Origin of the sequence: Vibrio tubiashii ATCC 19109, from assembly GCF_000772105.1 — a bacterium.
Lineage (GTDB): Bacteria > Pseudomonadota > Gammaproteobacteria > Enterobacterales > Vibrionaceae > Vibrio > Vibrio tubiashii.
In genome coordinates, this window is sequence record NZ_CP009355.1 from 601,104 (window position 1) to 628,102 (window position 26,999).

Genomic DNA, 26,999 nt, shown 5'->3' on the forward strand with positions numbered 1-26,999 from the left:
ACTAACCTGACAGAAAAGGGTCGCAAAGATGACATTTTTGTCATCTTATAAAAGAGACCAAACTAAATAGCGATATAGGAAAGTTGACTTACAGCGGGGCTCATTGAGTTTGACATTCTCAGAATAGATTGGGTTTAACTTGTTTCTAAATCTTTTAAAGAAAGCGTGAAAATCGTGTTGTTGTGCTCCGATGTTACAGATACGTCACCGTTATGTAGCTGAGCAATAGATCGGGCGATAGGCAAACCTAATCCTGAACCAGAACTGGTTGAATGAGCTCTCGACTTGTCCACCCGATAAAATCGACGGAAGAGATGAGGGAGCGATTCAGTGGGAATAGGATCCCCCTCATTAGATATTGAAACTTCTGTTATGAGATTAATCCTCTGTATCTTGATTGTGATAGTTGAACCTTCATTACTATGCCTCACGGCATTTGATAGTAAATTACTTATGGCTCGCTTAATCATCGTCCTGTCACCTACTACTTCAGCATGGCCTACTAATTTAAAAGATAAAGATTTATCTTCACCTGCCAGTTCGTAATATCCAATAAGCTCTTCAGACATATTGGCTAAGTCTAACCTTTCTAGAGATTTCATAAGAAGGTTGTGATCGGATTTCGCTAGGTACAGGATATCTGAAATGGTTTTATTCAATCGGTTTAGCTCTTCTGAGCTAGATACTAGAATATTTTGATACTCGTCTATCGAACGTACTTTAGATAGTGTTACATGTGTTTGTGTCATCATGTTCGCCAAAGGAGTTCTCAATTCGTGAGCAATATCCGATGAAAAATCAGACAGCCTTTCAAATTCACATTCTAATCTAGTAAGCATTTGATTCACTACATCAACAAGAGGTAGCAGCTCCTTCGGAAATGAAGCTAGAGGGATGCGAATGTCGAGCTTATTGGTGGATATCATTTGCATATGTGCTTCTAGCCTTTTCAAGGGAGCTAGCTCTCTGCTAACGATTGTAAAGCCTAAAAAGCCACTGACTAGGCTAGCGATAATGGTTGAAAGCAAAAGTACTTGACCAAAGCTTTGCAGATATGCGCGATGATGGTCGATTCCTATACCTAAGATTGCGTATGTGTCTGGGCTATTTTCGAGTTTAAATAGCTGACCTCTATAGTAATTATTGCCAGTTGACCACTCTAACAGTGGGCTTTCAAGTGAGAAGTCGTTTGGAAGGGGAACTGGTTGAGATCGATAAATCAGCTCGTGATTAGAGATTAGCCAAAGCTTGGTTTCACTGGAAGAAAAGAAGCTGCCAAACTTACTAATAAAGTCGCCTTCTATGCGCAGTTTGTCAATTGTTGCAAACTTCTGAGTCAAGACATGGTGATCCTGTTGGTAGAAATGATGTTCGATTGAAAGAAATAGGACAGTATTAACACAGCACAATACAAGCAGGGAGGCGCAAAAATAAGAAACATTGAGTCGGCCTGATATCGAGTTGAACCATTTTTTTTTACTCATATTCGTTATCCAATAAGTAACCCATCCCGCGTATGGTATGGATAAGTTTGGGGTAAAAGTCGTTGTCTACTTTTGAACGTAGCCGTTTTACTGCAACATCAATAACGTTGGTATCACTGTCAAAATTCATATCCCAAACGGAAGAGGCGATTTGCGAACGAGACATCACTTCGCCCTGTTTTTTCATAAATAGCTCAAGCAATGCGAACTCTTTGGCAGTAAGATTTATCGCACATTGGTCTCGTGTGACCCTTCTACGAACGAGATCCATTGAAAGGTTGGCAACGGTAAGAGTTGTGCTTGCGTTCAAAGGGGTTGATTTTCTAAGTGCATTCCGAATTCGGGCAAGGAGCTCAACAAAAGCGAATGGTTTTAAGAGATAGTCATCGGCACCCATTTCCAGTCCTTTCACTCGATCTTCAACGCGATCTTTGGCCGTTAGCATGATTACTGGGACGTGAATATTACTACTTCTTAGGGTTTTCAATACTTGCCAACCATCGAGATTTGGCAGCATTACATCCAGAATGATCAAATCAAATGGCTCACTTGTGGCTTTATACAAGCCATCCACACCATCTGGGGAATACTCACAATTAAATCCTGCTTCTGATAGCCCTTTAGCTAGGTAATTACCTGTCTTTACTTCATCTTCGACGATCAGTATTTTCATCATCATCCTCTCAATTGTCAGGTTATAAGCTAATTTCACTAAATTAAGGATGTATAAATAATGAATGGCACCATAAAATTAGGTGCCACGATATTTTTACAATTACGGGTTATGTAATTAAAAACGACTTCGAAACGTCAACCAGGTGTTATTATCTGAGTCACCGCTTAGCAATATAATATTGTCTTTGTTTACCTTGTACCCAAGTTGTACTTCAGCAGATAAGTCGCGAGTTTCTTCACCATTCAAACCATATGTATATTGGGGGACCAGTTGAAGGTAGAATTGATCTGCAAAATCGTATTTCAGGTAGTTAACGCTTGTTACAATATCCGTTTCTTCAAACAGGTCGTTCGCTTCCCAAGTCTTTCCATAGGTCAAAGCGCTATATAAATTCCATTTATCGGATAACTTAAATGCTTGCATTAAGCCCACAGTTGCATAGTTCGTGGTTTTGTTTGGGTCAGAAAAATCATGCCCGGCATCAACAAAAAGACCTGTGCCGGTTGTTCTGTTTGGTGCAAAAAAACGTGCACGGTAATTTTCAAAGTTGTTTTTGCTTTCGATTTTTCCTAATAGACCCCAATCCCCTTTATTTAGGCCGAATTGAAAGGTTGCACCAAGCCCCTTATTTCCAGCAATGATCTCTCCCCCAGTATAAACCGCCATTGGATCAGACATATCTTGCTCACTGGTTTCGTTAGCATGCACGGAAAAAGCAAATAACAGACCAGATATTATAATTGAATATTTTTTTATCATGAATTTTTTCCTAGTATGGCAGGCAATATACCCTAGCCATGTGAGGTAGGTGGAATGCTTCTGATTACACCTGTTATTAGGTCAACTATGGCAACTACTACCACAGACATTATCCATTATTGACGACTCTCCACTTACCAACGAAAACTTATTTACTCTGTACTTTGTGTGGTCTACTGAAATCTGTAAGTTGATGATTGCCATGCGATCTCTTGTTGCTAGCCTTACGGACTTATTTATTAGTAAATTTTCCACCACGACATTGGTTGATATCGGAAAAATAGAAACAATTTTTTCTATTTCTTGCCATGAGTAGATTTCCTGAGCCAGCCTTTGTTGCTTAAGGCCATCACTGGTTACTGCTTCAGAAAGGCAAGTAGCTTGAGTACTAGTCGCGTGATCCTGACACTCACTTAATGCTTGCTCTAGAGCGCCCACTGAGTCGTAAGTCTTGGCGGAGGTACTCATTGCTAATAGTGTAAGGCATGCGCCCAAAATCCAGCGGTAATCGATGTGCATAGTTGAGTTCCTGAGTTGCGCCCTGATTCTTAGGGCGCTCATTTAGGTTAAGCCTTTACTGGAACTTCGTAGACAATGGTCGGCTTCATCGTGTCTATCTCTCGAACGTCCTGAGGTGGTCTCCAGGTGTATAGAGAGCATGTGATTTTTTCTGGCGTAATATCCATGATGGTAAAACCATTCTTTTCCGTCGGTGGTAGAGCTGTGTTTATACCAATCATTCCCGACGCCTGACTTTCAATGCTGCGGATAAACGATGGGAATCCTAAATCTCCGGTTCCCAACGCGCCAGATGTAATTACATGAACTGGATTGTCTGATAAATCCAGACTACCGCTACGATGAATGCTACCTGCTGCACTGGCATGAAAGTCTCCCTGAACAATCAGTGGGGTGCGTTTCTTCTGAGCTGAAAGAGCTTTAATTAATCGTTGGTGCTGAGCGAACCAACCTGCCTGCCAGCCTTGCTTTTGTTTGTACAATACGAGTTTGTTTGCCTGGGCATCTAACGCATCCGGATACCAGTCTCCTAACTTTCCGCTAGAGTATGCAAAAGGTAGTGAAGGACAGTGCATAAAGTGCTTCGTATCTTCAGAGTGGGTTCTGTTAATAAGCCAGTCTTCCGTCCACTGAGGCAATAACTGAGCATGATTCCCCTTATAGTCTGCATATCGGCGGCAGTCATAGAGAACCGCTTCGATTAGGTCACCGTAACGTATGGTTCCGAATACTGAGTTTGAACCTTCAGCAATATTTCGGTGATCCGCTCCTTGCAGCCACTCCGGCTGGTTGGCATCAGGCAAAAACTCTGGATAGTAGAGGGATTGAGTTTCCAGTCTGGCGCTTAACCCGTAGTCGTCTGGTGGCATAACGGCAAGATCGTTCGTGTACTCGTCATTCTCAAAGTAATCGTGGTCGTCAGTGATGAAGAACGAAGGTGTCGAACGAAGCGTCACTCCATATAGCTCTGAGATTTGGTAGTCACATATGGCCAGAAACGTATTGATATTCTCTTTCGACAGCATAGGTCTGGAATAATCAATAGGGTCACCATACTTAGGCCAGAACTCGTTTTTCAAATAGTTGGCAGCAAACTCTTTGTTTAGAAAAGTTTTCATATCCCAATAGATATGGTCACCATTAGAAATCACGAGATCAGGTTCAAATGACATGGCCTTAGCTAAGAAGTGTTTGCGCACATCCATGTTAAGCCAGCTAGTTTTGCCTGGAATTGGAGACATATTGTCATCACCACCAGCACAGGTGTAGGCAAGTATTCTCACTTTTTCAGGCATTGAACCGTGTGCTGGGAATGTTTTCAGTGGCCAGGAGTCACATAAAACCGTACCACCGCTATTGACAAGCTGTAACTTGTACTGGGTATCTGGTTTCAGGTCGGTAATGTCAAACTGCCAGAATCGTCCGATGGGATCGCTCTGTTTACCTGGGATTTTTCTGCCGTTTATAGCCATATATGGCTGGCTCTTTTGCCTGCTATGAAACGAGACTTTAATTAAAAAACGATCAGCATTAGCTGTAGGAATAATGTGCTTAACATCACCAGCGTTCCATGCTTCAGTGCTATTATCCTGAGCGATTGCATTACCAGCTATAGAGCTACTTATGATCGTAGAACCCGCTGCAATTCCTGCTGCTTTGAGTAGGTTACGTCTGCCAATATCAATAGTTGAATTGCTCATGTCAAACTCCGAAGTTAATTGGTTTATTTATGTAAAATAAAGGGTTATTTCTGGTTTTAGTCTATAGACGAATATTGGTTCGCAGCCCAAATAAGAGGTTACTTGTATCGTCCATCGATTCGATGTATTGGACGTCTGCCGTGATGTTGACAGCAGGAGTCAATGCGTAGCTGTAGTAGATCTCCACTCCATTCTCATCTTCCAGACTTGAGGGGAGTTGTTCGATCTGCAATGAACTTTGTAGTTCATCTGAAACGTTGTTCTTGAAGTAACCAATTCCCCACTGATCTTGATGCCTGTCCGCAATAAATGACTTTCCACCTATTCCAGCAGTAAACGTACTTTCAAGAGCATTGGGGTTGCCATCGGCAGTTGCTGCGCGGGCATACACTCCCCATGAATGAGCCGGGTTGCTTTCTGATTCGAACAGATTGTGGGAAGCCTGCACTCGGAAGTTATATTTGCCATCTACTTTAGCGGTTCTATCAAACAATCTATCAAGGTCTTTCCCCTCTGAGTTTGAATAGGAACCGCTAACACTGAAATTACTGGTTCGTCCAAAGAGCTCTCGTGTATGTGAGACAGTAATAGACGCGGCAACACCATCAGAAAACGGGTTTGAAAAGCTATCTTCTGAGTAGCGATTTTTGGGGTCAAAAACCATGGCAGACCAGTCAAGTTTGTCTGTTTTCCAGTTAACCATCGCACCCAGAAATGCGGGTGGAATGATGCCGCTCGGAGGAGCAGAAAAAGCGAGATTCATGAAGCCATATCGCCCAGCACCACCATAGAATGTGCCATCTTTAAGTAGTTCAAAGGCATCAATTTTACCTACTAATAAACTGGCGCTTTCAAAATGATGGAGGTAATAGAAAGAAGAAAGAAATAGATCATCTCCCATAAAGCCAGCTGTATTAGAGTGGATGTATGGGCTGGAAACAAAACCGCGTTGACCGTTTTCACCATGATGTGCCTGTACCTGAAAATGCAGGCTGCCATCATTCCATAACCCCATCTGTGAGAGATTAAGTGTCGTCTTCAGATCAAGTCTGCCAAGAAGGGTATTTGTTGAGTCATCAGTATTGTCTGCCTGAAATACTGAAGTGTATTCCACATCAAAATATACGCCTAAGCTCTCGGTCTCTTTTTTCAACCCGCCCATATCTCCAAGAAGGCGATCTCTTTCTAAGATATCTTGCGCATACGCGTTATTCACAGCGAGTGATATAAGAAGTGGAAGGGAATATTTTGGTACTGTCATTGATGAGTCTCAGGTTTGTTTTGCTGCTGAGAACTCTAACAAATGCAGGGTATAAAATGGCTGATAGCGCGAATCAGGATAACTGATTCGCATATTGCTGAAACGCTAAACTAAAGCGTCGATGATCGTTTTTATTTCCTTGTATAACCAGTCTGCTATTGGGTTATTGCGATTTCTCTGGCTAGAGAAAAAAGAGAGGTTTTTGTTTAATATTTTTGGGTTTACTTCTGGAGGCGTTGCCATAGTGCGGATTCCTGATGGAAGGCATTTGGTGTGTAGCCTCGACGTTGAACCGATAAAGTCTGAATCTTGCAAAAGCTCAAACATTAAACTCATATTACTTACCCTCGCACTAATCTTCTTCTCAAGCTTATATCGTTTAATAAACATTTCCATCCTAGAACCTTCGGCAAACCCAGGAATGATAGTTACGCAGACAGGGTATTGCGAAACCTCACTTAACTGATTGTTTTGTATAGGATGGTCTTCGCGCATTACCAACATAAATCTATCTTCGTACAACAACTTGCCGATAAGGTTTTTACTGCTTTGAACGGGCTCATAACACACGCCCCAAGCGTTCGGGGATTGTTCTAGTTGGCGTACGGTGTTTTCAGTCCAAACAGAGCACTCAACTGTCGCGTTCGGTGCACTAATACAAAGCTTATTGACTAATGAGGGAGCGATTATATCAATCAGAGGAGAGGGCAAAAATATCTGTATATCTCCTTCCACACTGCTGATGTCCCATGAGTCCTTATCCAGATATAGGTTATCTAATCGTTCAAATAGCTCGGGTAACTGAGCAAGTATTTCTTCACATCTAGGGGTGGGTTCTAGAATGTTTTTATTCCTAATGAAGAGATTATCGTCAAACTCAACTCGCAACTTTTTCAGCATTGCACTCACTGTAGGCTGACTAATTTTTAGCTGCTTCGCTGCAAGTACCGTTTGCTTTTCTTCACTCAGCACCTTCAAAAACTTTAGTAAGTTAAGATCTTTTTCAATCATAGTAATTCTGGCCAGCTTAAACCTAGATTATGTACTGTGAGTAGCGATGTTTGAAACGCGTCGTCCCCAACTACCATACATTACGTAAGTCATACTTTTTAGTATTGGGTCATCATGGTACATTTTTTACATAGATTTATATAAATATTGCAACATGAGTTTTAGGATATTGATAAACGTCGCGTTTCTGAACTCATCTCAGATATTACATAGCCTACTAATTTATAAAACGATTGACTAGAGCTTAACTACGATAGATTCGAATGGTTCGAGGTCTATTTCATTGCTGAGCGACTCGAGTGAGTGACCGTTGCTGATTAAGGTCTTGACCTGCTGACCAACCAAGTGGTTGGGTAGCTCAACACTGATGGATTCAGCACTGAAGTTACTAAATACCACAATGTGCTCTTCAAGCCCCTTGCGTTCATAGGCGAACAGTTGTGGGTGATCTTCCAGTAGCGGGATGAAATCGCCATAGACAATCACTGGGTGTGCTTTACGCAGCGAGATAAGTTGCTGATAGTGATAGAAGATTGAGTCTTTATCGGCAAGTGCTTTAGCGACATTGATTTCTGTGTAGTTTGGGTTGACCTCTATCCACGGAGTACCATTGGTAAAGCCGGCATGATGGTCACCATTCCATTGCATTGGCGTACGCGCGTTATCGCGGCCATTTTCATGGATGGCTGTCATCATGTGCTCATGACTCACGCCCGATTCTGTCTTCACCTTATAGAAATTGAGTGTTTCGATATCTTTGTATTGTTCAATGTATTCAAACGCAACGTTGGTCATGCCAATCTCTTCGCCTTGATAGATGTAAGGCGTGCCTTTCATAAAGTGCAAAGTCGTGGCGAGCATCTTGGCAGATTCAACTCGATATCGCTTGTCACAGCCATATTTTGAGACGACACGTGGGAGATCGTGGTTATTCCAAAATAGTGAGTTCCAACCTTGGCTTTTTAGCTCAACCTGCCATTTTGTTAGTACGCGCTTAAACTCGTTTAAATCGAGGGGGACTGGTCGCCATTTATCACCGTTTTGCCAAGTCAGCGTGATGTGTTCAAACTGAAACACCATAGAAAGCTCATGCCTTGCAGGATCGCTATACAGTTTAGCAATCTCTGGCGTTGCCCCCCACGTTTCACCAACCGTGAGTAAGTCTTTGTCACCAAACGTTGCTTGGTTCATTTTCTGCAGTAATGGATGCAGGCGATCACCGTTGCCTGTTATGCCTTTATCGATCTCTTTACCGATAAGGTCGATTACATCTAATCGGAAACCACCAATCCCTTGCTCGATCCACCAGTTCATCATCTCGAACACTTTGGCGTGGACGTTTGGGTTTTCCCAGTTTAAGTCAGGTTGGCGTTTTGAAAATAGATGGAAATAGTACTGCTGATTCTTTTCATCCCACTGCCACGCGCTGCCACCAAAAATAGAGTCGATCTGGCTCGGTGGTGTTCCATCTGGATTGGCGTCGCGCCAAATGTAGAACTCTCGATATTCGCTGTCAGGGTTTTGCTTTGCTTCAACAAACCAAGGGTGTTCATCAGAGGTATGGTTGACCACTAAATCCATGACGATGCGAATACTGCGCTGTTTAGCTTGTGCAATCAGCTCGCGCATATCTTCCATGGAGCCAAATTCAGGTGCGATAGCTTGATAATCTGAAATATCGTAGCCGTTGTCGTCCATTGGTGACTGATAAACAGGAGAGAGCCAAATAACGTCAATACCGAGTTTATCTAGATAGTCGAGTTTGCTGATGATGCCTTGAAGGTCACCAATACCATCGTTGTTTGAATCACAAAAGCTGCGTGGATAGATCTGATAGACCACACTGTCATGCCACCAACGTTTTTCCATTTTCTAAGCCTTAACTGAACTGATTAACTGACTAGACTATAGCGAACTAATAGAGGTAAAAATAATTGATTGTTTGAATTGCCCTATAGAAAAAATCAATACCAAACGCTAGGCTTTAGCCTTCAGAAAACGGATGCGTGAAAGTATGGATAAGCAATATCGTTATTTTTATGAAGTTGCGCGGCAGGGCAGCATAAAAGCCGCTGCTGATAAGCTCTTTATCAGTCAACCTTCCTTGACGACAGCAATTAAAAAGTTAGAAGAGCAACTTGGGGCGGACTTGTTCGTCAGAAAGTCAAAAGGAGTAGAGCTTACGGAATATGGTTGGGTGTACTTTCGCTATGTTCAGGAGGTGCAAGAAAAGCACATCCAGATGATGCATCAATTGTCGGATATGAAGCTCAGAAGCGGTGGTAAGGTTAAGCTTGGTATTGGAGAGGCTTGGTGGCAGTGCTTTGGCTCTGAAGCGGTGCAGCAGTTCACAAAACAGTTTCCGAATAGCTCAATGCATATCGAATTTGGCAATGGTTTGTCTATGCTGCATCACCTTATTAACGATGATATTGACCTGTTTGTTGGTCATGAAATTATAGGTATAAACACACGTCATCGTGTTCGTTTTATTCCGCTTTTTCAGGAACGTGAAGCTTGGTACGTTCGACCGGAGCACCCTTTAAGAGGCGAAGCCAATATCGCTGACAAAGCTAAAGACTATCCGCTGGTTAAGGTGACACCTGATCACGCTCGCCATGGCGATGTACTTACGGAAGAGGGAGCGGAGTTGTTCACTGTTGCCGCGCAAAATACTCAAGTCACGTATGAGCTAGATTCGCTTTCGGCCAGTATTGATATGGTTAAAATGAGCAACGCGATTATGCCTTATACCTCTGAGATGGAGGCGTTTTTTGTTAACCAAGGTTTGGCCCTGTTATGGCTAAACAAAAAGCAGCTTGGTCAGGTAGGGATTTACACTAAGGTCGGTGACTTTACCACTCCGACTCAAGCCCTAATCGATTTAATCATAAAAAAAGCCGAGAGTTAAACTCTCGGCAAAAGGACTGAACAAGTCAAAAGAAGAAAGTAAGTTGTGATTATTTAATGATTTGCTTCGCTGCCGTATCAAGCGCTTGTTTTACGGTTTGTTTTCCTTGCATTGCGTTGTCAATTGCAGCTCCTTCGGCAAACCAGTAAGCGGTCATCTGAGGAATGTTAGGCATGATCTCGCCATTTTCAGCATTGGTCATTGTTGCTTTGATTCGCTGATCGCTTTCTAGGATTTTCTGGAAGCTTTTTAGTGTGACGGCACCAAGCGGTTTGTCGTCATTCATGATTTTTAACGCGTCATCTACGAACAGGTAGTTTTCTAATAGTTCGACGGCTAAATCTTCATTTGGGCTCCCAGCATTAATACCGGCACTGAGGACGCCGACAAACGGATTGCCCTTACCGCCATTTAGGGTTGGAAGCTCGGCCACACCATAGTTAAGCCCCATTTTATCAAGGTTACCCCAAGACCAAGGGCCATTAATCGTCATGGCAACTTCACCTTTGCTAAAGGCAGCTTCGGACACTGAGTAATCCATATCGGGATTGACGACGCCTTGGTTCACCATGTCGACAAGAAACTGAAGTCCCTTAATACCCGCTTCATTATTCACGCCGGTTTTTGCGCCATTATAGCCGCCTTCGATCTTTTCAAATGCGTACGCGCCGCCCGACGAAATCATTGGCCAAGTAAAGTAGGCGTTCTTTACGTCCCACATAATGGCTTGTTTACCTTGCTCTGCCATGTTTTTGTGAATAGCGGCGAGCTCTTCCCATGTTTTTGGCGGCTCAGGCAATAAGTCTTTGTTGTAGATAAGCGAAGGTGTCTCAATGGCGATTGGGTAACCCATAATCTTGCCGTTAACCGTGACCGCATCCCAACTGAAATCGATGAGTTTGTTTTTAAATTCTTGGCTAGGATTGAGCTCCTTTAGAAGGCCAGCCTCTGCATAGCCACCGAATCGGTCATGTGCCCAAATGATAATATCTGGCCCCATTCCTTTCGCGGCGACTTTTTCAAATCGTTCTTCTAAAGATTCAGGGTGCTGAACAATGACTTTGACCCCAGTATCTTCTTCAAACTGTCTACCAATTTCAGCTAAACCTTCGTAGCTTTTATCACCGTTGATCCAAATCGTGATTTCACCTTCGGTCATCGCCATAACAGGGCTAGAAGCCAATACTGCCAGAGTACAAATAGAAAGAGGTTTCAGGAACTTGTTCATCACTATCAATCCATGTCATTAACTGTAAGACAAGGCTACCTCTCATCCAGTTTATGAGAAAATAGATTATCGAAAGTAATGTATAGAAAAAAGCTATATCAAACGGTAAAGGTGTGCTTGTGTTCAAAGAAATCGGCGCAATAGAGAAAATGCGCCGTTGGTTTTATCCTTGATAGTGTGAAGTTAGGAGATTACTCCTCTTTTAACAGCAGAAGTGCCGAGCGAGGTGGCATTGAAAGGTTTAATAACCCGTTAGAGGCGTATGATATCTCGCCACAGAGTTGTCCATTGAAAGTGCCTGAGTGTACATCAGCCCGCCAGACTGGCAGTTGGCGGTGGACTGTTTTCTCGCATAAGTTGAAGGCACAGAGCATGGTATTGCCGTCTAGTTTACGCGCAAAAACAAAGCAGTCATCATCGTGATGGACGGGAATATAGTCACCTTTTTGGAGAGCAGGGTTGGCTTTTCTTAGAGTAATCAACTGTTTAAACCAATCATGATACTCAGAGTTATCTACCCGCTCCCAAGGCATTGTACGGCGATTGTCAGGGTCATGGCTCCCCATCATACCAAGTTCAGTGCCATAGTAGATGCAAGGGGTGCCGACGTAACTAAACAGCAGCACACTTGCTAGCTTAAATAGGCGAGGGTCATGTTTAACGAGTTCAAGGAAGCGCGCCGTGTCATGGCTATCTAGTTGGTTTAACTGGGCTAGTTGGTTTTGCCATGGCAGTTTAGCTCTTGCTTCTGCTTGCCAATCGATAAACTCCCCGATATTGATATCGATATGGTCGAAGGCAATATCGAGTTTGGCTAACAAGGCTCTTACAGGATGGGCAAAGCCGTAGTAATTCATCGCACCATCTTCTTGATCGCCCTGCAACCACTGTGTCGCTTCAAAGAAGTGCTCTCCGAGTACATAGCAATCTGGATTCACTTGCTTAGCTGAATCTCTGAATGCTTTGACATAGTGGGCATTATTTGTCGCGCCTTCACCCTCACCAAGCATATGAATCACATCAAAGCGCCACGCATCGATTTGATAGGGCGGCTTTAACCAGTGTTTGATGACCGCTTCATCGCTGGCGTAGATATAGTCTTTCACTTGCTGGTTTTCAAAGTTCAGCACAGGGAGCGATTGAATTCCCTTCCAGCCAACGTAGTCTTGGCTATCACCATTAAAGAAATAGTAATCCCGATACGGAGAATCCGGTGATTGATAGGCGCCAAGGCTATCTTGTGACCCTTGCAGGTTAAACCACGGATGCTCTGCTGACGTATGGTTGAATACCGCATCGAGCATGATCTTCATCTTTCTATCACGCAGTTGCTGACAGAGGCTAGCAAAGTGCTCATTGCTACCTAAATGTGGGTCAACTTGCAGGTAATCAGAGGTATCGTATTTGTGGTTACTAGGCGCAGTGAAAATAGGGTTTAAGTACAGAGCAGTGACCCCGAGGTTTTGCAAATAATCGAGCTTACTTTCAACGCCGTATAAGTCCCCGCCGTAGAACTCGCAACCCGCGTTCCCACCTTCAGTATCAACGGGTTCTCCCCATTGCTTAGTCACGACTGATTTTGTCCCACCGGATACTAAGTATTCTCCCTCATTAACGCTTATTTCAGGTTTGCCATTACAAAAACGGTCAGGGAAGATCTGATAGAAAACCTGCTCTTGTACCCAACTCGGTGGTTGGTGCTGCGCATTGTACTTAAAGTGAGTCTCTTTTGGTGAAACTCGCTTTGATACTCCCTTGGCATCAAGCCAGTACTGCCCGCACTCAGTCAAAAGCTTGAAAGTGTAGTGCGTGACATCTCGATCACTGTTGAGTTGGAAACTCGTTTGCCAATAAGTTAAGTGTTCAGTGGTTTTGCTCAACGTCATCTCGACCAAGTATTCTTCATTATCTGGCTCATGGCGCAGCAAGACTTTGGTGAAGTTGACGGCTTTCTCGGTGGCTAAGGTGACGGTGAGTTTATTGTCTTCGCGTGATAGCCAGTCGCTAGATTGTCCGTGATAGATAAATGGTAGTGACTTCATCTTAACCTCTCAACTGCTTGAGATTATCTAAACATAGGAAATGGGTTGCCAATGGAGCAAGATCTATTTCGATGCTTGCGCCGCTTTCGTCCACTTTGAGGTGATACGTTTGCTGATTGAGTTTGTCAACGAGAGGGTATTGCCCACTGCTTAATTGCCATAACTGCACTAGGCTATCTGGGATAATGAGCTCGATCAGCTTTGATTGCTTGTCACTAAAATTAGTGGCGATGACAATGGCTTGCTCATCGTCGGAGCGAGCAAACGCATACAGTTTATCCTGCATCTCCGCGAAGTTATCAAAATTGGCGGCGTATAAGTCATGGTACTCACCACATAGGGCTGAATGGTTTAACGTTAGGTTAAGCAGTGTACTGTAGAAGTTTCTAAGTTCGAGTTCTGCTGGTGATAGAAGACTCCCGTCAAAACTTCCTTCATTCATCCAGCGCTGGTGGGCAGGGACACCAATATAATCAAAAATTGAAGTTCGTGAAGGTTGACCAAACCCTGCCATTTCAGCACCGGCTTCTCCAACTTCTTGACCAAAATAAATCATGGTCGGTGAGGTAGATAAACACGCCGATACCAACATGGCAGGCTTGCCTTTTTTGCCACAGCCTGCAAAATCAGGGGAAGCCACGCGCTGCTCGTCGTGGTTATCAAGGAAGTGGAGCATATGATGCTCAATATCGCGCAGCTCATGCTGTATGCGTCCAATCTCTCTGGTCGAGCCCTTGTCTTGAATCACTTCTTTGAGTGAATCATAAAGATCGACTTTGTCGTATAAATAATCCATCTTGCCCAGCTGAATATAGTCGCGATACAAGTCCGGTTGATAGACCTCCGCCATAAGGAAGGCATCTGGGTTAACATGCTTAATCGACGAGTTCATAAAGCTCCAAAACTCGACAGGCACCATCTCTGCCATATCGTAACGGAATCCATCGACACCTTGTGCGAGCCAATACAGGGCGATATCGCGGAACTTAATCCAAGAATCAGGTACTTGCTTGTCTGACCAAAACTCAAGGTGCTCGTTGGTAGATTTAAAGCGATAATCTTCGGGTAGCGTTGCAAAATCTTTGCTGCCGTCGGGTTTTACTCCATAGTTAACTTTGACCGTTTCATACCAATCATCATGATTAGGTTTAGCAAGGCGTGAACCATTGCCCGTCCATTTTGCGGGAAACTCATAATACGGTTCGACAAGGTCTGGATGTTTTTCACCACCAAGTGGCGGCTCCTCTAGCAGAGTATCGGGCAACTCAAACGCTTGATTGGGGATATAGTAGAAGTTGTTATCTTTGGCGTAAGCTACGCTAGTGTCATCATGGGCACCAAAATCGCTGACACCTTTTGGGTTGTTAAGCCCCTTGTAAACGCGCGCAACATGGTTGGGCACGATGTCGATGATGACCTTCATGCCAGCGTTATGCGTTCTTTCAATCAGCGCCGCAAACTCTTGGTTTCGCTGGCTAGGGTTGTCGGCTAAGTCGGGATTGACCGAGTAGTAATCTTTTACCGCATAAGGTGATCCAGCACGCCCCTTGACCACGCTTGGGTGATCATTGCTAATACCTATCTCACTGTAGTCACCAATAACAGCATGATGCGGTACACCCGTGTACCAGACATGTGTGATACCAAGCTTTTTAATTTCGAACAGCGCCTTATCAGTAAAATCGCTGAATTTCCCGACGCCATTTTGTTCAACGGTTCCCCAAGGAATATTGGTTCGATGGGTATTGCCAAATAGCCGAGTGAAGACTTGATAAATATTGTGTTTTTTCATTGTGTAGGGTAGCCAATTGTTGTTTTGTCAAAGGCTAAAACAAGCGGGGGAGAGCCAACTCATCCCTTTTTAAACTATAGGGGGCGTAGAAAAAGAAAGTGTGATTTTAGTTAAACAATTTCGCCTGAATTCTAGCAATCTTCCACCAATATAAAGTTTGGCATTGATAAGATTTATTGCGTTTGGTCTCGCATATTTGTTTAGTAAATGGTTGTATTAAAATAGAATTATTTAGAATGGGAATGAGAAAACTAATCAGGAGTCAGGATGATGATAACAGCTAAACGATGGCGGATTCACAAAGCCTTTTCTGTAGTTACTTGTACGGCTTTACTCTTATCCCATGTGCAAGCAGAAACGCTCATAGCACATCATGGAATGTATGAAGCGGGAAAAGCTGAAGCGCAAAATATGTTCTTTTATGAACAAAACGGCAACCAATACCTTTACAGCGCATGGGGCGTTGTCCCAATAGAGGTCAACGATAAAGGGGAGTTTAATGCGCTAGACCCAAATGTCCCGTTAACGGGCTCTTTCTATCACCAAAAAGATGGGGTGTACCAATCCGGAAGATTCCAATACAGCGAATTTAAAAGCTTGTTTGGACGTGCTGATGTCAATAGTCATGAACTCAACGTTCCTATGTTATTCGATGACTACTGGTGGAGTACGTTGAGCAACGAAACCAGTTGTGAAAATCAACAATGGCAAACTGACAGCAATATTCGCTATGACCAAAGTGTAATAGAATCGCTTGTTGAACTCAGCCAACAACCAGATTCCCTTTATGCGAACACAGACAGTCTACTGATCGCTAAGGATGGTAAATTAGTTATTGAAGAATACTTCGGTGGTTGGCAAGCAGACTTTCCTCATACCATACAATCAATCAGTAAAAGTTTAACCTCCCTCGCGGCCGGCTCTGCGATAAAACAAGAGCTGGTTGAGGGCTATCAAACAAAAATAGCGGACCTTATGCCAGCTTATGCCAAGTTTCTTAAACAGGATAAATCCGAGCTGACTTTACATCATTTCTTGTCAATGGGGGCTGGCCTCAACTGGGATGAGTGGAGTATCCCTTATGGCAATCCAAACAATGTTCGCTCAATTGAAATGGCAAACAACGATCCTGTCGAGTTTGTTTTAGATCGTGAGCTTGCCGTACAACCTGGCAGTATGTTTGAGTACAACGGTGGTCTAGTGACTGTTGTTGGAGAGATTGTCGCCCAACAGAGCGGAAAGAAAAACTTCGCAGACTATTGGCGTTCTAGCCCCCTTAATATGCTGTGTTTTGAAAACGCTTATATGTCAATGCAGGCTGGTGGTGTGAGTAATGCCGCAGGTGGTGGTTATATGCGACCTCGAGACATACTAAAGGTCGGTCAACTGGTCGCACAAGATGGAGTGTGGCAAGGCGAACGAATTTTGCCTGAAGGTTGGGTTGAACGCTCAACACAAAAGTATTTAAAAACACGTGATAGAGGCGTTAGCTACGGGTATTACTGGTGGTTGAGTGACGCTGAAGTAAATGGGAAAACCTACTCTGTTGCTTATGGCTTGGGATATGGTGGACAGATAGTTGCTGTGGTGGATGAACTCAACTTAGTCGTGGCACGAACGGCGTGGCAAATGAATGGACCGACACCTTATCAAGAAATAATGGAGGACTATATTATTCCTGCATTCACTTCAGTTAAATAAGTTAATAAATTTACGGAAAAATTGGTATAGGCTCACAGATTCACTAATTGTGTGAGCCTTTTATTGTTAGTCATACTGATTAGTTTCTCTTTAATATCAGATACTAACCAAGAGTTTTATGGTGTTTTCTGGTACGAAAGTTCACTTTGACACTTGGAGGAGATTTCCTAAGCTTTATTTGAGTAAAACGTCAGAGGAAAGGAGAACACAATGGCGAAATTCCAACAGGACATCCCTAATCGCGTCACCGTATATCATGATGATATTGACCAAGAAAAAGCGTTAAAGAATGCAATGCTTCCAGAAAAACCAAGATACTTTAACGGCTCACCGACCTATGAAGCATCAAGTGTGGATGAATTCAAAACCAAACTCAGTCAAATAGGCATGTCACTCGACGTGTAACAACAAGTAGAACCATCAAGGCAGCTGATTTGGCTGCCTTTTTGTTTTCTAAAATAAGTGCAATTTTCCTTCACTGTATCTCAACCCATTTTCCACATCTTGCCCTAGCAATACAGGGCCATCTAGGTCTACGATTTCTGCACGAGTCGCGATTGGCAATGCCGCTTTCATGGCTACGGACGTGCCTAACATACACCCGACCATGATACCAAAACCAAGCGAACGCGCTTGAACTTCAAGTTCAAATGCTTCGGTGAGCCCGCCAGTTTTATCCAGCTTGATGTTGACCATTTCATAACAGCCATATAGTGAAGAGAGGTCTTGTTTGGTGTGGCAACTCTCGTCAGCGCAAAGCGGTATTGGATGAGCAATGCCTTGCAATAACTCATCTTGACCCGCAGGAACAGGTTGCTCAATCATCGCGATATCATAGTGAGCGAGACGCTGAAACAGAGACTCTAACTCCATATCTTGCCAAGCTTCATTGGCATCAAGAACGATTTTGCAATTTGGCGCGGCTTGCCTTACCGCTGCTACCCTATGTTCTATGTCTGACTCATCAAGTTTAACCTTGAGTAAGGTCGCCCCTTGTTCAACATACTGTCGAGCTTGTTCTCCCATGACTTCTGCACTGCCTATAGATACCGTCATTGCCGTTTCTATATTGGGGTTAACGTCGAAGTAAGGTGCAGGAAAGTCGAGTTTATCCATATCGCTTATTAGTGCCCACAATGCGCAGTCCAGAGCATTACGCGCTGCACCCGCAGGGAAGTTTTGCAATTGCAGCTTGGCTTGTACAGGGGTTAAGTGCTTCAGATTCACTTGCCAAGTTTCGATTTGCTCTAGGACAGATTCAACACTTTCGTTATAGCGTGGGTAAGGAGTGCATTCACCGACGCCTTGCCAATTGCCCAAACTAATCGTCACTCGAACGACGTTACAGTGAGTTCGGGCACCACGAGAAATAACAAACGGAGTGGCAAGCTTAATTGAGTGAACTTTGGCTTCAATGCGCATCTTAGCCACCTTTAAAGCTGAGCAATATGTTGAGCAATTGAATCAATACCAAAGCGCACTGGGTCTGTCACAGGTACCTTGAACTGCTCTTGCCAATCGGCGCATAAAGCGCGAGCATCTTCTTCACTGATTGCAGAGGTGTTTAAGCTAATGCCGACAATCTGAACATTGGGGTTGGTGAGCTTAGCAGCGGCTAAGTTAGCTGATAGTGTCTCCTCGATTGAAGGGACAGGGCAATGAGGTAGATGCCGAATATGCGGGCGACCGATTTCGTGACAAAGCACCAAAGCATCAGCCTGAGCGCCATGAAGTAACCCCAAACTGACACCTGCAAAAGAAGGATTAAATAGCGAGCCTTGACCTTCGATAATGTCCCATTCGTGGTCTGTAAAGTCAGGGCTAATCGCTTCTACCGCACCAGAAATAAAATCGGCTACTACGGCATCGACTGAAATACCCGAGCCTTCAATCAAAATGCCCGTTTGCCCAGTGGCTTTAAAGCGTGCATCTACAGAGTGTTTTTTGAGAGCACTTTCAAGTGCTAGGGCAGTAAACATTTTGCCAACAGAGCAATCGGTGCCCACGGTTAAAAGGCGCTTACCGAGACGTTTCTTACCATTTCCGACTGCGAGTGATTCGTCAAAGTGGCGTACATCGTGAAGTTGGCATCTGCCTTGTTCTTTAAGCAATTTCAACTGAGGAATATCGGATAGGCGGCTATGCATTCCGGACGCAATGTTGAAACCTATTTCAGCCGCTTGAATTAGCGTTTGTTGCCAACTCTCAGGGATAACGCCACCTGCATTGGCTGTGCCAATAACAAGGGTTTTGACGCCTTGCTTTTTTGCTTGTTGCAACGACAAATCAGGTAAATCTAATGACACGGTTTCTTCGCTCAGCCTCAGTTGCCCTCTACAGGTTTCTGGGCGCCACAAGGCAATGCCACGGGCTGTTTTAGCTGCGATTGGATCAGTGACATCGCCAAGAAAAAGAAGGTAAGGTTGAGCAATTGACATAAGCATCCCTGTTATTGAGTGTTTGCAATAACAAGACTTTATCTAGGTGTAGAGTCCGTTTCGAATGCTTATCTATTTGTTGGATATAACGTTAGGTTATAGGCTGGGTTCAAGTTGTTCCACAAACCACTTGGCCGCGATCGATAATGGGTAGTGTTCTGCATGAAGTAGAGAAACGGAGACTCTAATGGCAGGTTCGAGCTGAGCGGTTTTCACCTTGTTCTGATAATGCTGCGCTGTCCATGGGTCCACGACCGCGTTACAGTTTCCATACGTGACAAGTTCTGCAGCTGCGCTGTAGCTTCTTACTGAGATTTTAGAGTGATAGCTGGCATCTACCGCATGAATAGCTTGGTGAAGTCGCAACCCTAATGGATCGCGAGTATCTAGCCCAACTAAGGGGTATTCATTCTCTATAAGTTCTGAAAGTGAATAGCTAGCTTGAGTAGTACTCTTCAGCGGCGTTAATACCGTCATCTCTTGGTCTAGCAGTTCGCGTCTCACGATTGCTGGTGGCGTTTCGTCACCAAAACCAATCGCCAGATCCACCTCATTTTTGATCAAAGCATCACATAACTCGTCTCGGTTACCGGTAGAAATTTCAACGGTATAATCGGTTTCGCGGCAAATTTTATCTACGATGGGGGCAAGTAAGATGGTTGCAAGAATAGGCGGAGCGCCAATCGTCAGGTGTTTTTCTCCTGCTTTTATCTTGTTAGTCAGGTTTCTAAACTGTCCAAGTTGTTGATAAACCTTTTCAGCTTCAGGTAACAGTAAATTCGCTTCTCTAGTTGGTATTAAACGCCCTTTAACACGCTCAAATAGCGCGAATCCTAATTGCTGTTCGGTGTGAGACAAAACACGAGTGACATTCGGTTGGGAAACAAAAAGCTGTTTCGCCGCGCCTGAAACGGTGCCTGTTTTCATTACTGCATAAAACACTTCAAGCTGTCTTAAATTCACCGCCGACGATCCCCTCGCTCATTTATCCTTCAATCACTGTAAATGAATTTAGGTATTTAAAAAAGAAGCCTTTTTCGCTATTGACCTGTCTACCAGTGTAGGTTTTACTATCCGGCTCGCCAAAATAAGGCTAAAGATTTCGATACAGTGAAGAGGTATAGCCACTATGTCTATTGGATTTGATTATGGAACCGCGAATTGCTCAGTCGCAACGCTAGTCGATGGACAGGTGAAACAGATTCCTTTGGTTGGAGAAGATTATTATATTCCTTCGACCCTTTGTGCTCCAACATCAGAAGTGGTGTCCGAATACCTTTTTAGAAGCTTAGGGATTAAGCCTTCAGACGGTGTGGGTGAAAATATGCTTCGTCGTGCGATTAAACTCAACGCTGAAGAGGGGCTTGATGTCCGCGCTGAAGACGTCAAGTTTGGTCATGAGGCGCTAAATCTGTATCTAGAAGATCCTCAGGATGTCTATTACGTTAAATCTCCAAAATCGTTCTTAGGTGCAATGGGACTGCGCGATATGCAGCTATCGTTTTTTGAGGATCTGGTTTGTGCCATGATGTCGAACATCCGCCAGCGAACAGAATTGGCTCTAGAGCAAGAGGTGACTCAAACCGTGATTGGTCGCCCAGTGAACTTTCTTGGTCGAGGTGGCGAAGAGTCTAACATCCAAGCCGAAGGTATCTTACGTCGCGCCGCTTTAAGGGCGGGCTTCAAAGATGTTGAGTTTCAGTTTGAACCCGTTGCCGCTGGGTTAGACTATGAAGCATCATTGGATCAGGACAAAAATGTCTTGGTCGTGGATATTGGTGGTGGTACCACAGACTGCTCGTTTTTACGCATGGGGCCAACATGGGCTGGAAAGCGAGAACGTAGGGATTCACTCCTAGCCCACTCGGGTCAAATGGTGGGTGGCAACGATCTCGATATCTTTACCGCATTTAAGCAGTTTATGCCTGAGTTTGGGATGGGGACGCAAAATCTAGCCGGTTTAGAAGTGCCGACAACCCAGTTTTGGAATCCTATTGCCATTAACGACGTCCAAGCGCAGCGTAAGTTCTATGGTCACGACAATCGCAAACAGCTGCAACTACTGATTAAAGAAGCGCAGAACCCAGATAAACTACGCCGACTATTCGAGCTTTATCAAGGCACGTTAGGCTATGCAGTCATCAGAGAAGCCGAGCAGACCAAAATTGCTTTGGGCGAAGACGACAGCTACCAAGCGCAAATTCAGTTGATCAACGAGTTGATCTCTATCCCTGTTTTAAAATCGGATATGGAAGAGGCAATTTCAGTCCCTACAGAAAAGATTAAAGCACTAGTTAAAGAAGCAATAAACCAGAGTGGGATTGAGCCAGATGTCGTTTATATGACAGGGGGCTCTGCACGTTCACCAATTTTAAGAGGGGCGGTGAGTGCGATACTGCCGACCACGCCAATCGTGAGTGGCAATTACTTCGGTTCGGTCACCGCTGGATTAGCTCGCTGGTCTGACACTATTTATTCCTAACTTTGTTCGTCCCACTTTTGGGACATGAACAAGCTAAATCACATTTTACTTACTGATATTAATCATATTAATGATTTATCTATCATTAATGTGATTATTGCATTTCAAATCTGGATTTTTGTCATATAACAGCCACACTTTAATAATAATTTTAATAATTAACTAAAGTTGACGTACTTCAAGTCGCTTAATAACTAATTGACTAAAAAAGGGTTGTTTGTAATGAGGAATTTAGGGTTTAGAAAACTACTTCTTATCTCCATTATTGCTCTGGTTGTTTTTTCTGTTTCTGTGTCTAGCTATGTTGCTTATATTGATCAGAAAGAAACGTTGGTAGAACTTATTACCAACAGCAACCAAGAGTATGTAGAGAGTCAGGCAGAGCAAATCGCCAGTAAACTCAATGAGAAAGTGGCAGGTTTAGATAAGCTTGGCAAACAGTTCGAAAGTGAGCCTATTACGGGAACTGAACAAGATTTCATTCAATTGACCCACCTGATTGCAGGCGGGATGAATCTGAACAGTTCGGTTGTCGGGTTTACCAATGGCGATGCGTATTGGAACCAAACCGCAAAGACTTGGCCAAATCACAAATACGATGGGGATGTTACAACGCGAAGTTGGTATCAGCTTGGTAGGCAAAGTACCTCTGCGGGTATGACTGAACCATACTTAGACAGTGATGGTGACACCTATTGGGTATCCATTGTTCGTAAGACATTTAGCGGCATGATCTCTGCCGATATGCAGCTTGGTTTTCTCAACGAAATTGTTAAAAACGCGAACGAGATACCAGGCGCGATAGCGATGATTATTAACCACGACAAAACCATTCTTGCTTCATCATTCAAAGAGGTAAAAGCCGGCGAAAAATCCGATAAATACCCTTGGCTCAATGATGTGGCCAAACAAGCGATGGGTGCTAAGGACGTGGTGTTTGATGGCATTATGGGTGACAAAGACAAGTTGTTTTTCTCTCATCAAATCAACATAGCGGGTAAGAGTTGGTATTTTGTTGTTGGCCTAGAAAAGGACATTGTGTTTGCTGATCTTGCTTCGGCAAAGACATCTGCCATCACTACTGCGCTAGTTGCCACGGTGATCAGTGTGATTCTGGCACTACTAATCATGAATGTGTTGTACCGACCAATACTGGTACTGAAAGAAACCATTGCTGGTTTGAGTCAAGGTAACGGTGACCTAACTCAACGCATTGAGGTGAAAACCAATGATGACCTTGGGCAGATATCTGGAGGGGTCAATGCGTTTATCACCAACCTGCAGAACATGATGCTTGAGATCAGGGAAGTTACTGATCACTTGAATGAAAACGTCGATCGAATGAAGGATCAAAGTCAGCGCAACAGCGTCATTCTTCAAAACCATGTTCAAGAAACCGAGCAGGTTGTTACTGCGATAGAAGAGATGAATTCGACCGCGGAATCTATGGCGACGGATGCAGCGAATACCGCTCAGCTGACACATAAAGCGAGCGAGGCGAGTGCAACGTCGAAGAGTACAGTGACACAGGCACAAAACAACGTTCAGGAATTGGTTGATGATGTCAGTACAGCTTCTGATAATGTTAACAACATGGCGTCAGAGACGGATGGTATCAACACAATTTTGGGCGTTATCGGTGATATCGCAGAGCAAACCAACTTACTAGCCCTAAATGCGGCAATTGAAGCAGCGCGTGCAGGTGAACAAGGTCGAGGTTTTGCGGTTGTTGCCGATGAGGTACGTAACCTTGCAAGCAGAACGAAAACCAGCACCGAAGAAATCGAGGCAGCGCTTGCAAGTTTGCTACGTGGTAGCCAATCGGTTGTGGATTCAATGGACTCTACGAAGCAGAAATGTGCGCAAACTGCAGAGGGTGCCGGAGAAGTAGCAGAGAGCTTAGATGTGATGACTGAGTTTGTTACCGACATCAACGATCTGAGTACTCAAATTGCGACAGCGGCGGAAGAGCAAAGCAGTGTGACCCAGGAGCTGAGCCGTAATATGTCGGCGATTAATGACATAGTGGGTGAGTTGGACAGTAATGGTCAACAGGCTCTTGAAGAAGCTCAAAATATCTCTGACATGAACCAGAAGTTAACCGGAATAGTGGGTCGATTTAAACTAGACTAATACAAAACAGAGTTAAATATCTGCTCACCTATTTTCTCTGACTGATATAAACAACAAGAGGCACTGATTAGTGCCTCTTCTACTATCTGGATATTGGATTAGCTGCGCCTAGCCCAAACACCCCAGCGAACTACGCCAATCACTTCAATTTCAGATTCATCAATGGTGTTGATCGGGTTGCGATCGATATCTTCACCATACCAAACGTGAACTTTGTCAGCGATCTTAACCAATGTGAAAAAGTCGGGAGTCGGATTACTACCAATGCGAGCCAGAACAATATCATCGTTCGCCCACTCTTTATCTTTGGTAATAAGAGCATAGCAGTTCCAAGTCTTAGCATGAGATGCAACCACAGGGTAAACCACACCAAAGCAATCGGCATATTCTTTGGCTACTGGCATAGTGTCTATAGCAGTGGCATCGCCGGTTGTCAGTTGTTGATGAACGTCAGTGCGCTTATAGATATTAACGGTTGCGGCTTCAGAGTCAGACAGTAGGTTAATGGTCTCTTTATCTGTTGACTTGTCACCAATACCAAAGCAAAGCCAATGTGGTTCGACATCAAGAAAGCGAGCAATATCAGAAAGCTCCTCTAAGCTTGGATAAGTACGGTTGCTTGATTTTGAAAGGTAGCGGCCGATGGTTGCTTTACCTTTGCCAATACCTTGTGCCAATGACGCGTTGTTCTCTCCACGCTCTTTTAAAAGCGCTATGATTCTATCTTGATAATTGTCTTGCATTGGTGAAAACCTTAACGGGTAAGTATTCTTCTCAAATATGAAACTACAAGAAAATATATGCTGTTTTTAAACACCTTGCAAGTTGCTATCTCTCATATTCCACTGGGCCGTTTCTGATTTGGGCATAAATTCATCAATAACTTATATTGATTTCAAAAATGATTTATTACACCACTGATAAATATGTCGTTATTGAATCACGTCGACTGAGCGAGCGCTTCATTCATAATCTAGACTTCGCAATCTGAGTATGGCGCGAATAAATTGCTTGGTGATTACCTCGCTATTACAATGTGAAGTTTCGACGCCAACGGTTTAAGCTATCCGATACTGCAGAGGATGTATTAATGAAAGATCAAATTGCTCAAATAGAGAAACGAGCGCTAAAGCTGGGAATAGCGGCTAACTTAGTGATGGCGTTCTCTGGTTGGGCAGCCTACAACTTGTCGGGCTCAGAGGCTTTGCTCCTTGATGGCAACATGTCTTTTATTCTCTTTCTGACGGCTATCGTGGCACTCAAAATCACTCAGATAAAATCGCTGCGCAGCGAAACCTATCCTTTTGGTTTATACGTGACCGAGGCGCTATACAGCCTGATGAAAGGGTTGTTGCTATTAGGTGTTGTTATATCTGCGATAGTGAGTAACGGCTCTAAAATTGTCAGTTACTTGAATGGTGCGCAATTAGCGACAATTAAAACCGGTGTGATTGTTTACTATGCGATTGCTATGGTCTTGATCTGCTGGGGGTTATCCGCATTCTATTATTTCCAGAATAAAAAGATTGCCAATAGCAGCTCGATGTTAAAGGTCGATCAAAAATCTTCTTTTATTGATGGGGTGCTGTCCGCTTCGACCGGCGCTATTTTGGTTGTTATTGGTTACGTTCAAGTAGGCAGCCAATTTGATTTCCTTCTTTATATTGGCGATGCGTTATTAGTTTTAATTTTAGCACTGCTGATGATAGGTCAGCCGATTGGTATTATTCGTGAGGCGTTTGTTGAGCTTGCGGGTGGTAAACTGCAAAACGAGCTGCAGCACCAAGAGATTTCGACGTTAGTGACAGATCATTTTGTTAATCAAAAGATAGAAAAGCTCAATATCAGCAAAACTGGATCAAGTTACCTGGTCGTGATTGGTGTGTCGCTACAGCAGTTGCAACAACACGATGAGGCAATATGGCGTGAGCAAAAAACGAAACTCACTCAAGTGCTGAGCAGTAAATATCCTTTTGTTGACGTAGAGGTAGTCGTTATCTAGATTTTTTGGGATAGAAATAGAATATGGCACAAGATATTTATCACAGAGCACTTCAGACGATACACGAAAAGTCTTCACAGAATACTTCTTTATGTCCTTATGCAGTGACCATTAATTTTCACCCCGATCGTTTTACTCACGATGGCCACCCGTTGATCGAGCAACTAGCGCATGATGGGGTTTTGAAGTCTCAGTTCGAAACCCAAACGAGTAACGGGGGTTTAACGGCATTTTATGGTGGAGAACGCTGGCTATGGGAGCAACGCGTATTTGGTGGTGTTTATGATACTTGCGAAGCACATCAGAGGCCTAAATATGGTGCTTTGAACTTTCTTGAAAGCGAATACGGAGCAGCCCCTCGATTTGGTTCAAGTTACTTTCGAATAAACCGTAGAGTGTTAGAAAGAACCAGCTATTGTTATCCAGATAGCTATTATCATCCCACCAATTTCGCTACGTCTAGCTCCGTTAAATCCTTGGTCAAAATGGCACAAGCGTTTACTGGAGATGAGCTCGATAGATATGTTGAAGCGCAAATCCATGGTGAGTTGAACCTCGCAAAAGACGTTGAAGCATTGGTTCTTGACCCAAGCTTCAATGGCACAGAGGTCGAAGTATGGGCTGACAAACTGCCATGTGTTTTAGAATGGCATAGCGGATACGTTTTAGATGTCCAAGACGTTAATGACAACCCGAGTTACAGAGGCGGGCGTTTCATCGAGCTGGCTGTAAAGCTAGCGACTAACAATAAGATAAAGCCAATAGATCTTTCTAGAGCCATTTATCAGCTGAACTTTGACGAACAAGATATCAAGAAAATCTGGCACTATATGGCTAATTTCGGCAGATTAGCTCGCTAA

22 protein-coding genes are annotated in these 26,999 nt (G+C 43.7%); 7 read left to right on the forward strand and 15 right to left on the reverse strand.

Annotation, left to right across the window (positions count from 1 at the left end):
• Positions 1-134 precede the first annotated feature (134 nt).
• From IX91_RS17880 to IX91_RS17915, 8 genes are all read right to left on the reverse strand, one after another.
• Entirely contained in the window at positions 135-1,484 is a 1,350-nt protein-coding gene (locus tag IX91_RS17880) for a heavy metal sensor histidine kinase (RefSeq protein WP_004746019.1), read from the reverse strand.
• Positions 1,477-2,157: a heavy metal response regulator transcription factor gene (locus IX91_RS17885; RefSeq protein ID WP_004746018.1), complete on the reverse strand. Its 681-nt coding sequence runs from the start codon at positions 2,155-2,157 to the stop codon at positions 1,477-1,479. The genes IX91_RS17880 and IX91_RS17885 overlap by 8 nt, the downstream gene beginning before the upstream one ends.
• 117 nt (positions 2,158-2,274) lie before the next feature.
• On the reverse strand, positions 2,275-2,919 hold the full coding sequence (locus IX91_RS17890; RefSeq protein WP_004746016.1) for a hypothetical protein: 645 nt from the start codon (positions 2,917-2,919) through the stop codon (positions 2,275-2,277).
• 81 nt (positions 2,920-3,000) lie between these two features.
• A complete protein-coding gene (locus tag IX91_RS17895) occupies positions 3,001-3,438 on the reverse strand; it encodes a hypothetical protein (protein WP_004746015.1) in 438 nt (145 codons plus the stop codon).
• Between the two features lie 47 nt (positions 3,439-3,485).
• Positions 3,486-5,138 (reverse strand): alkaline phosphatase D family protein, encoded by a 1,653-nt coding sequence (locus tag IX91_RS17900; protein ID WP_004746014.1) that lies wholly within the window; start codon positions 5,136-5,138, stop codon positions 3,486-3,488.
• Between the two features lie 61 nt (positions 5,139-5,199).
• Positions 5,200-6,399, reverse strand: a complete 1,200-nt coding sequence (locus tag IX91_RS17905; RefSeq protein ID WP_236642965.1) for a carbohydrate porin — start codon at positions 6,397-6,399, stop codon at positions 5,200-5,202.
• A 105-nt stretch (positions 6,400-6,504) separates the two neighbouring features.
• Complete coding sequence (locus tag IX91_RS17910) at positions 6,505-7,410, reverse strand: LysR family transcriptional regulator (protein ID WP_004746010.1); 906 nt, start codon at positions 7,408-7,410, stop codon at positions 6,505-6,507.
• 237 nt (positions 7,411-7,647) lie between these two features.
• Positions 7,648-9,279: a glycoside hydrolase family 13 protein gene (locus IX91_RS17915; protein WP_004746009.1), complete on the reverse strand. Its 1,632-nt coding sequence runs from the start codon at positions 9,277-9,279 to the stop codon at positions 7,648-7,650.
• A 145-nt stretch (positions 9,280-9,424) separates the two neighbouring features.
• Here IX91_RS17915 and IX91_RS17920 point away from each other — a divergent pair, with 145 nt between their 5' ends.
• On the forward strand, positions 9,425-10,321 hold the full coding sequence (locus IX91_RS17920) for a LysR family transcriptional regulator (RefSeq protein WP_004746008.1): 897 nt from the start codon (positions 9,425-9,427) through the stop codon (positions 10,319-10,321).
• A 49-nt stretch (positions 10,322-10,370) separates the two neighbouring features.
• Here IX91_RS17920 and malE read toward each other — a convergent pair whose 3' ends face one another.
• The 3 genes from malE to IX91_RS17935 all read right to left on the reverse strand — a co-directional run bounded on the left by malE (position 10,371) and on the right by IX91_RS17935 (position 15,383).
• Positions 10,371-11,549: a maltose/maltodextrin ABC transporter substrate-binding protein MalE gene (malE, locus tag IX91_RS17925; RefSeq protein WP_004746004.1), complete on the reverse strand. Its 1,179-nt coding sequence runs from the start codon at positions 11,547-11,549 to the stop codon at positions 10,371-10,373.
• A 191-nt stretch (positions 11,550-11,740) separates the two neighbouring features.
• The gene (malZ, locus tag IX91_RS17930; RefSeq protein WP_004746003.1) at positions 11,741-13,591 is read right to left on the reverse strand and encodes a maltodextrin glucosidase; all 1,851 of its coding nucleotides are present in this window, start codon (positions 13,589-13,591) and stop codon (positions 11,741-11,743) included.
• A gap of 1 nt (position 13,592) precedes the next feature.
• Positions 13,593-15,383 carry an alpha-amylase family protein gene (locus IX91_RS17935; RefSeq protein ID WP_004746001.1) on the reverse strand — a complete coding sequence of 597 codons (1,791 nt, stop codon included), beginning with the start codon at positions 15,381-15,383 and terminating at the stop codon, positions 13,593-13,595.
• 267 nt (positions 15,384-15,650) lie between these two features.
• Here IX91_RS17935 and IX91_RS17940 point away from each other — a divergent pair, with 267 nt between their 5' ends.
• Positions 15,651-17,084, forward strand: coding sequence for a serine hydrolase domain-containing protein (locus IX91_RS17940; RefSeq protein ID WP_004745999.1), 1,434 nt, complete (start codon positions 15,651-15,653; stop codon positions 17,082-17,084).
• A 210-nt stretch (positions 17,085-17,294) separates the two neighbouring features.
• On the forward strand, positions 17,295-17,489 hold the full coding sequence (locus IX91_RS17945) for a hypothetical protein (protein ID WP_004749433.1): 195 nt from the start codon (positions 17,295-17,297) through the stop codon (positions 17,487-17,489).
• Positions 17,490-17,537: 48 nt separating this feature from the next.
• On the opposite strand, the gene dgcA is transcribed toward IX91_RS17945, so the two are convergent.
• From dgcA to IX91_RS17960, 3 genes are all read right to left on the reverse strand, one after another.
• Complete coding sequence (gene dgcA, locus IX91_RS17950) at positions 17,538-18,506, reverse strand: N-acetyl-D-Glu racemase DgcA (RefSeq protein WP_004748144.1); 969 nt, start codon at positions 18,504-18,506, stop codon at positions 17,538-17,540.
• A gap of 11 nt (positions 18,507-18,517) precedes the next feature.
• Positions 18,518-19,522 (reverse strand): N-acetyltransferase DgcN, encoded by a 1,005-nt coding sequence (dgcN, locus tag IX91_RS17955; protein ID WP_004748143.1) that lies wholly within the window; start codon positions 19,520-19,522, stop codon positions 18,518-18,520.
• 96 nt (positions 19,523-19,618) lie between these two features.
• Positions 19,619-20,485: a LysR family transcriptional regulator gene (locus IX91_RS17960; protein ID WP_004748142.1), complete on the reverse strand. Its 867-nt coding sequence runs from the start codon at positions 20,483-20,485 to the stop codon at positions 19,619-19,621.
• A gap of 166 nt (positions 20,486-20,651) precedes the next feature.
• Here IX91_RS17960 and yegD point away from each other — a divergent pair, with 166 nt between their 5' ends.
• Positions 20,652-22,004, forward strand: a complete 1,353-nt coding sequence (gene yegD, locus IX91_RS17965; RefSeq protein WP_004748141.1) for a molecular chaperone — start codon at positions 20,652-20,654, stop codon at positions 22,002-22,004.
• Between the two features lie 222 nt (positions 22,005-22,226).
• Positions 22,227-24,137, forward strand: coding sequence for a methyl-accepting chemotaxis protein (locus IX91_RS17970; RefSeq protein ID WP_004748140.1), 1,911 nt, complete (start codon positions 22,227-22,229; stop codon positions 24,135-24,137).
• A 98-nt stretch (positions 24,138-24,235) separates the two neighbouring features.
• Here the strand turns inward: IX91_RS17970 and IX91_RS17975 are convergent, their stop codons facing one another.
• The gene (locus tag IX91_RS17975; RefSeq protein WP_004748138.1) at positions 24,236-24,880 is read right to left on the reverse strand and encodes a helix-turn-helix domain-containing protein; all 645 of its coding nucleotides are present in this window, start codon (positions 24,878-24,880) and stop codon (positions 24,236-24,238) included.
• 347 nt (positions 24,881-25,227) lie between these two features.
• Between IX91_RS17975 and IX91_RS17980 the strand changes: the two genes are divergently transcribed.
• Together IX91_RS17980 and IX91_RS17985 are read left to right on the forward strand one after the other, a co-directional pair.
• A complete protein-coding gene (locus tag IX91_RS17980; RefSeq protein ID WP_004748136.1) occupies positions 25,228-26,139 on the forward strand; it encodes a cation transporter in 912 nt (303 codons plus the stop codon).
• 23 nt (positions 26,140-26,162) lie between these two features.
• Positions 26,163-26,999: a DUF3626 domain-containing protein gene (locus IX91_RS17985; protein WP_004748135.1), complete on the forward strand. Its 837-nt coding sequence runs from the start codon at positions 26,163-26,165 to the stop codon at positions 26,997-26,999.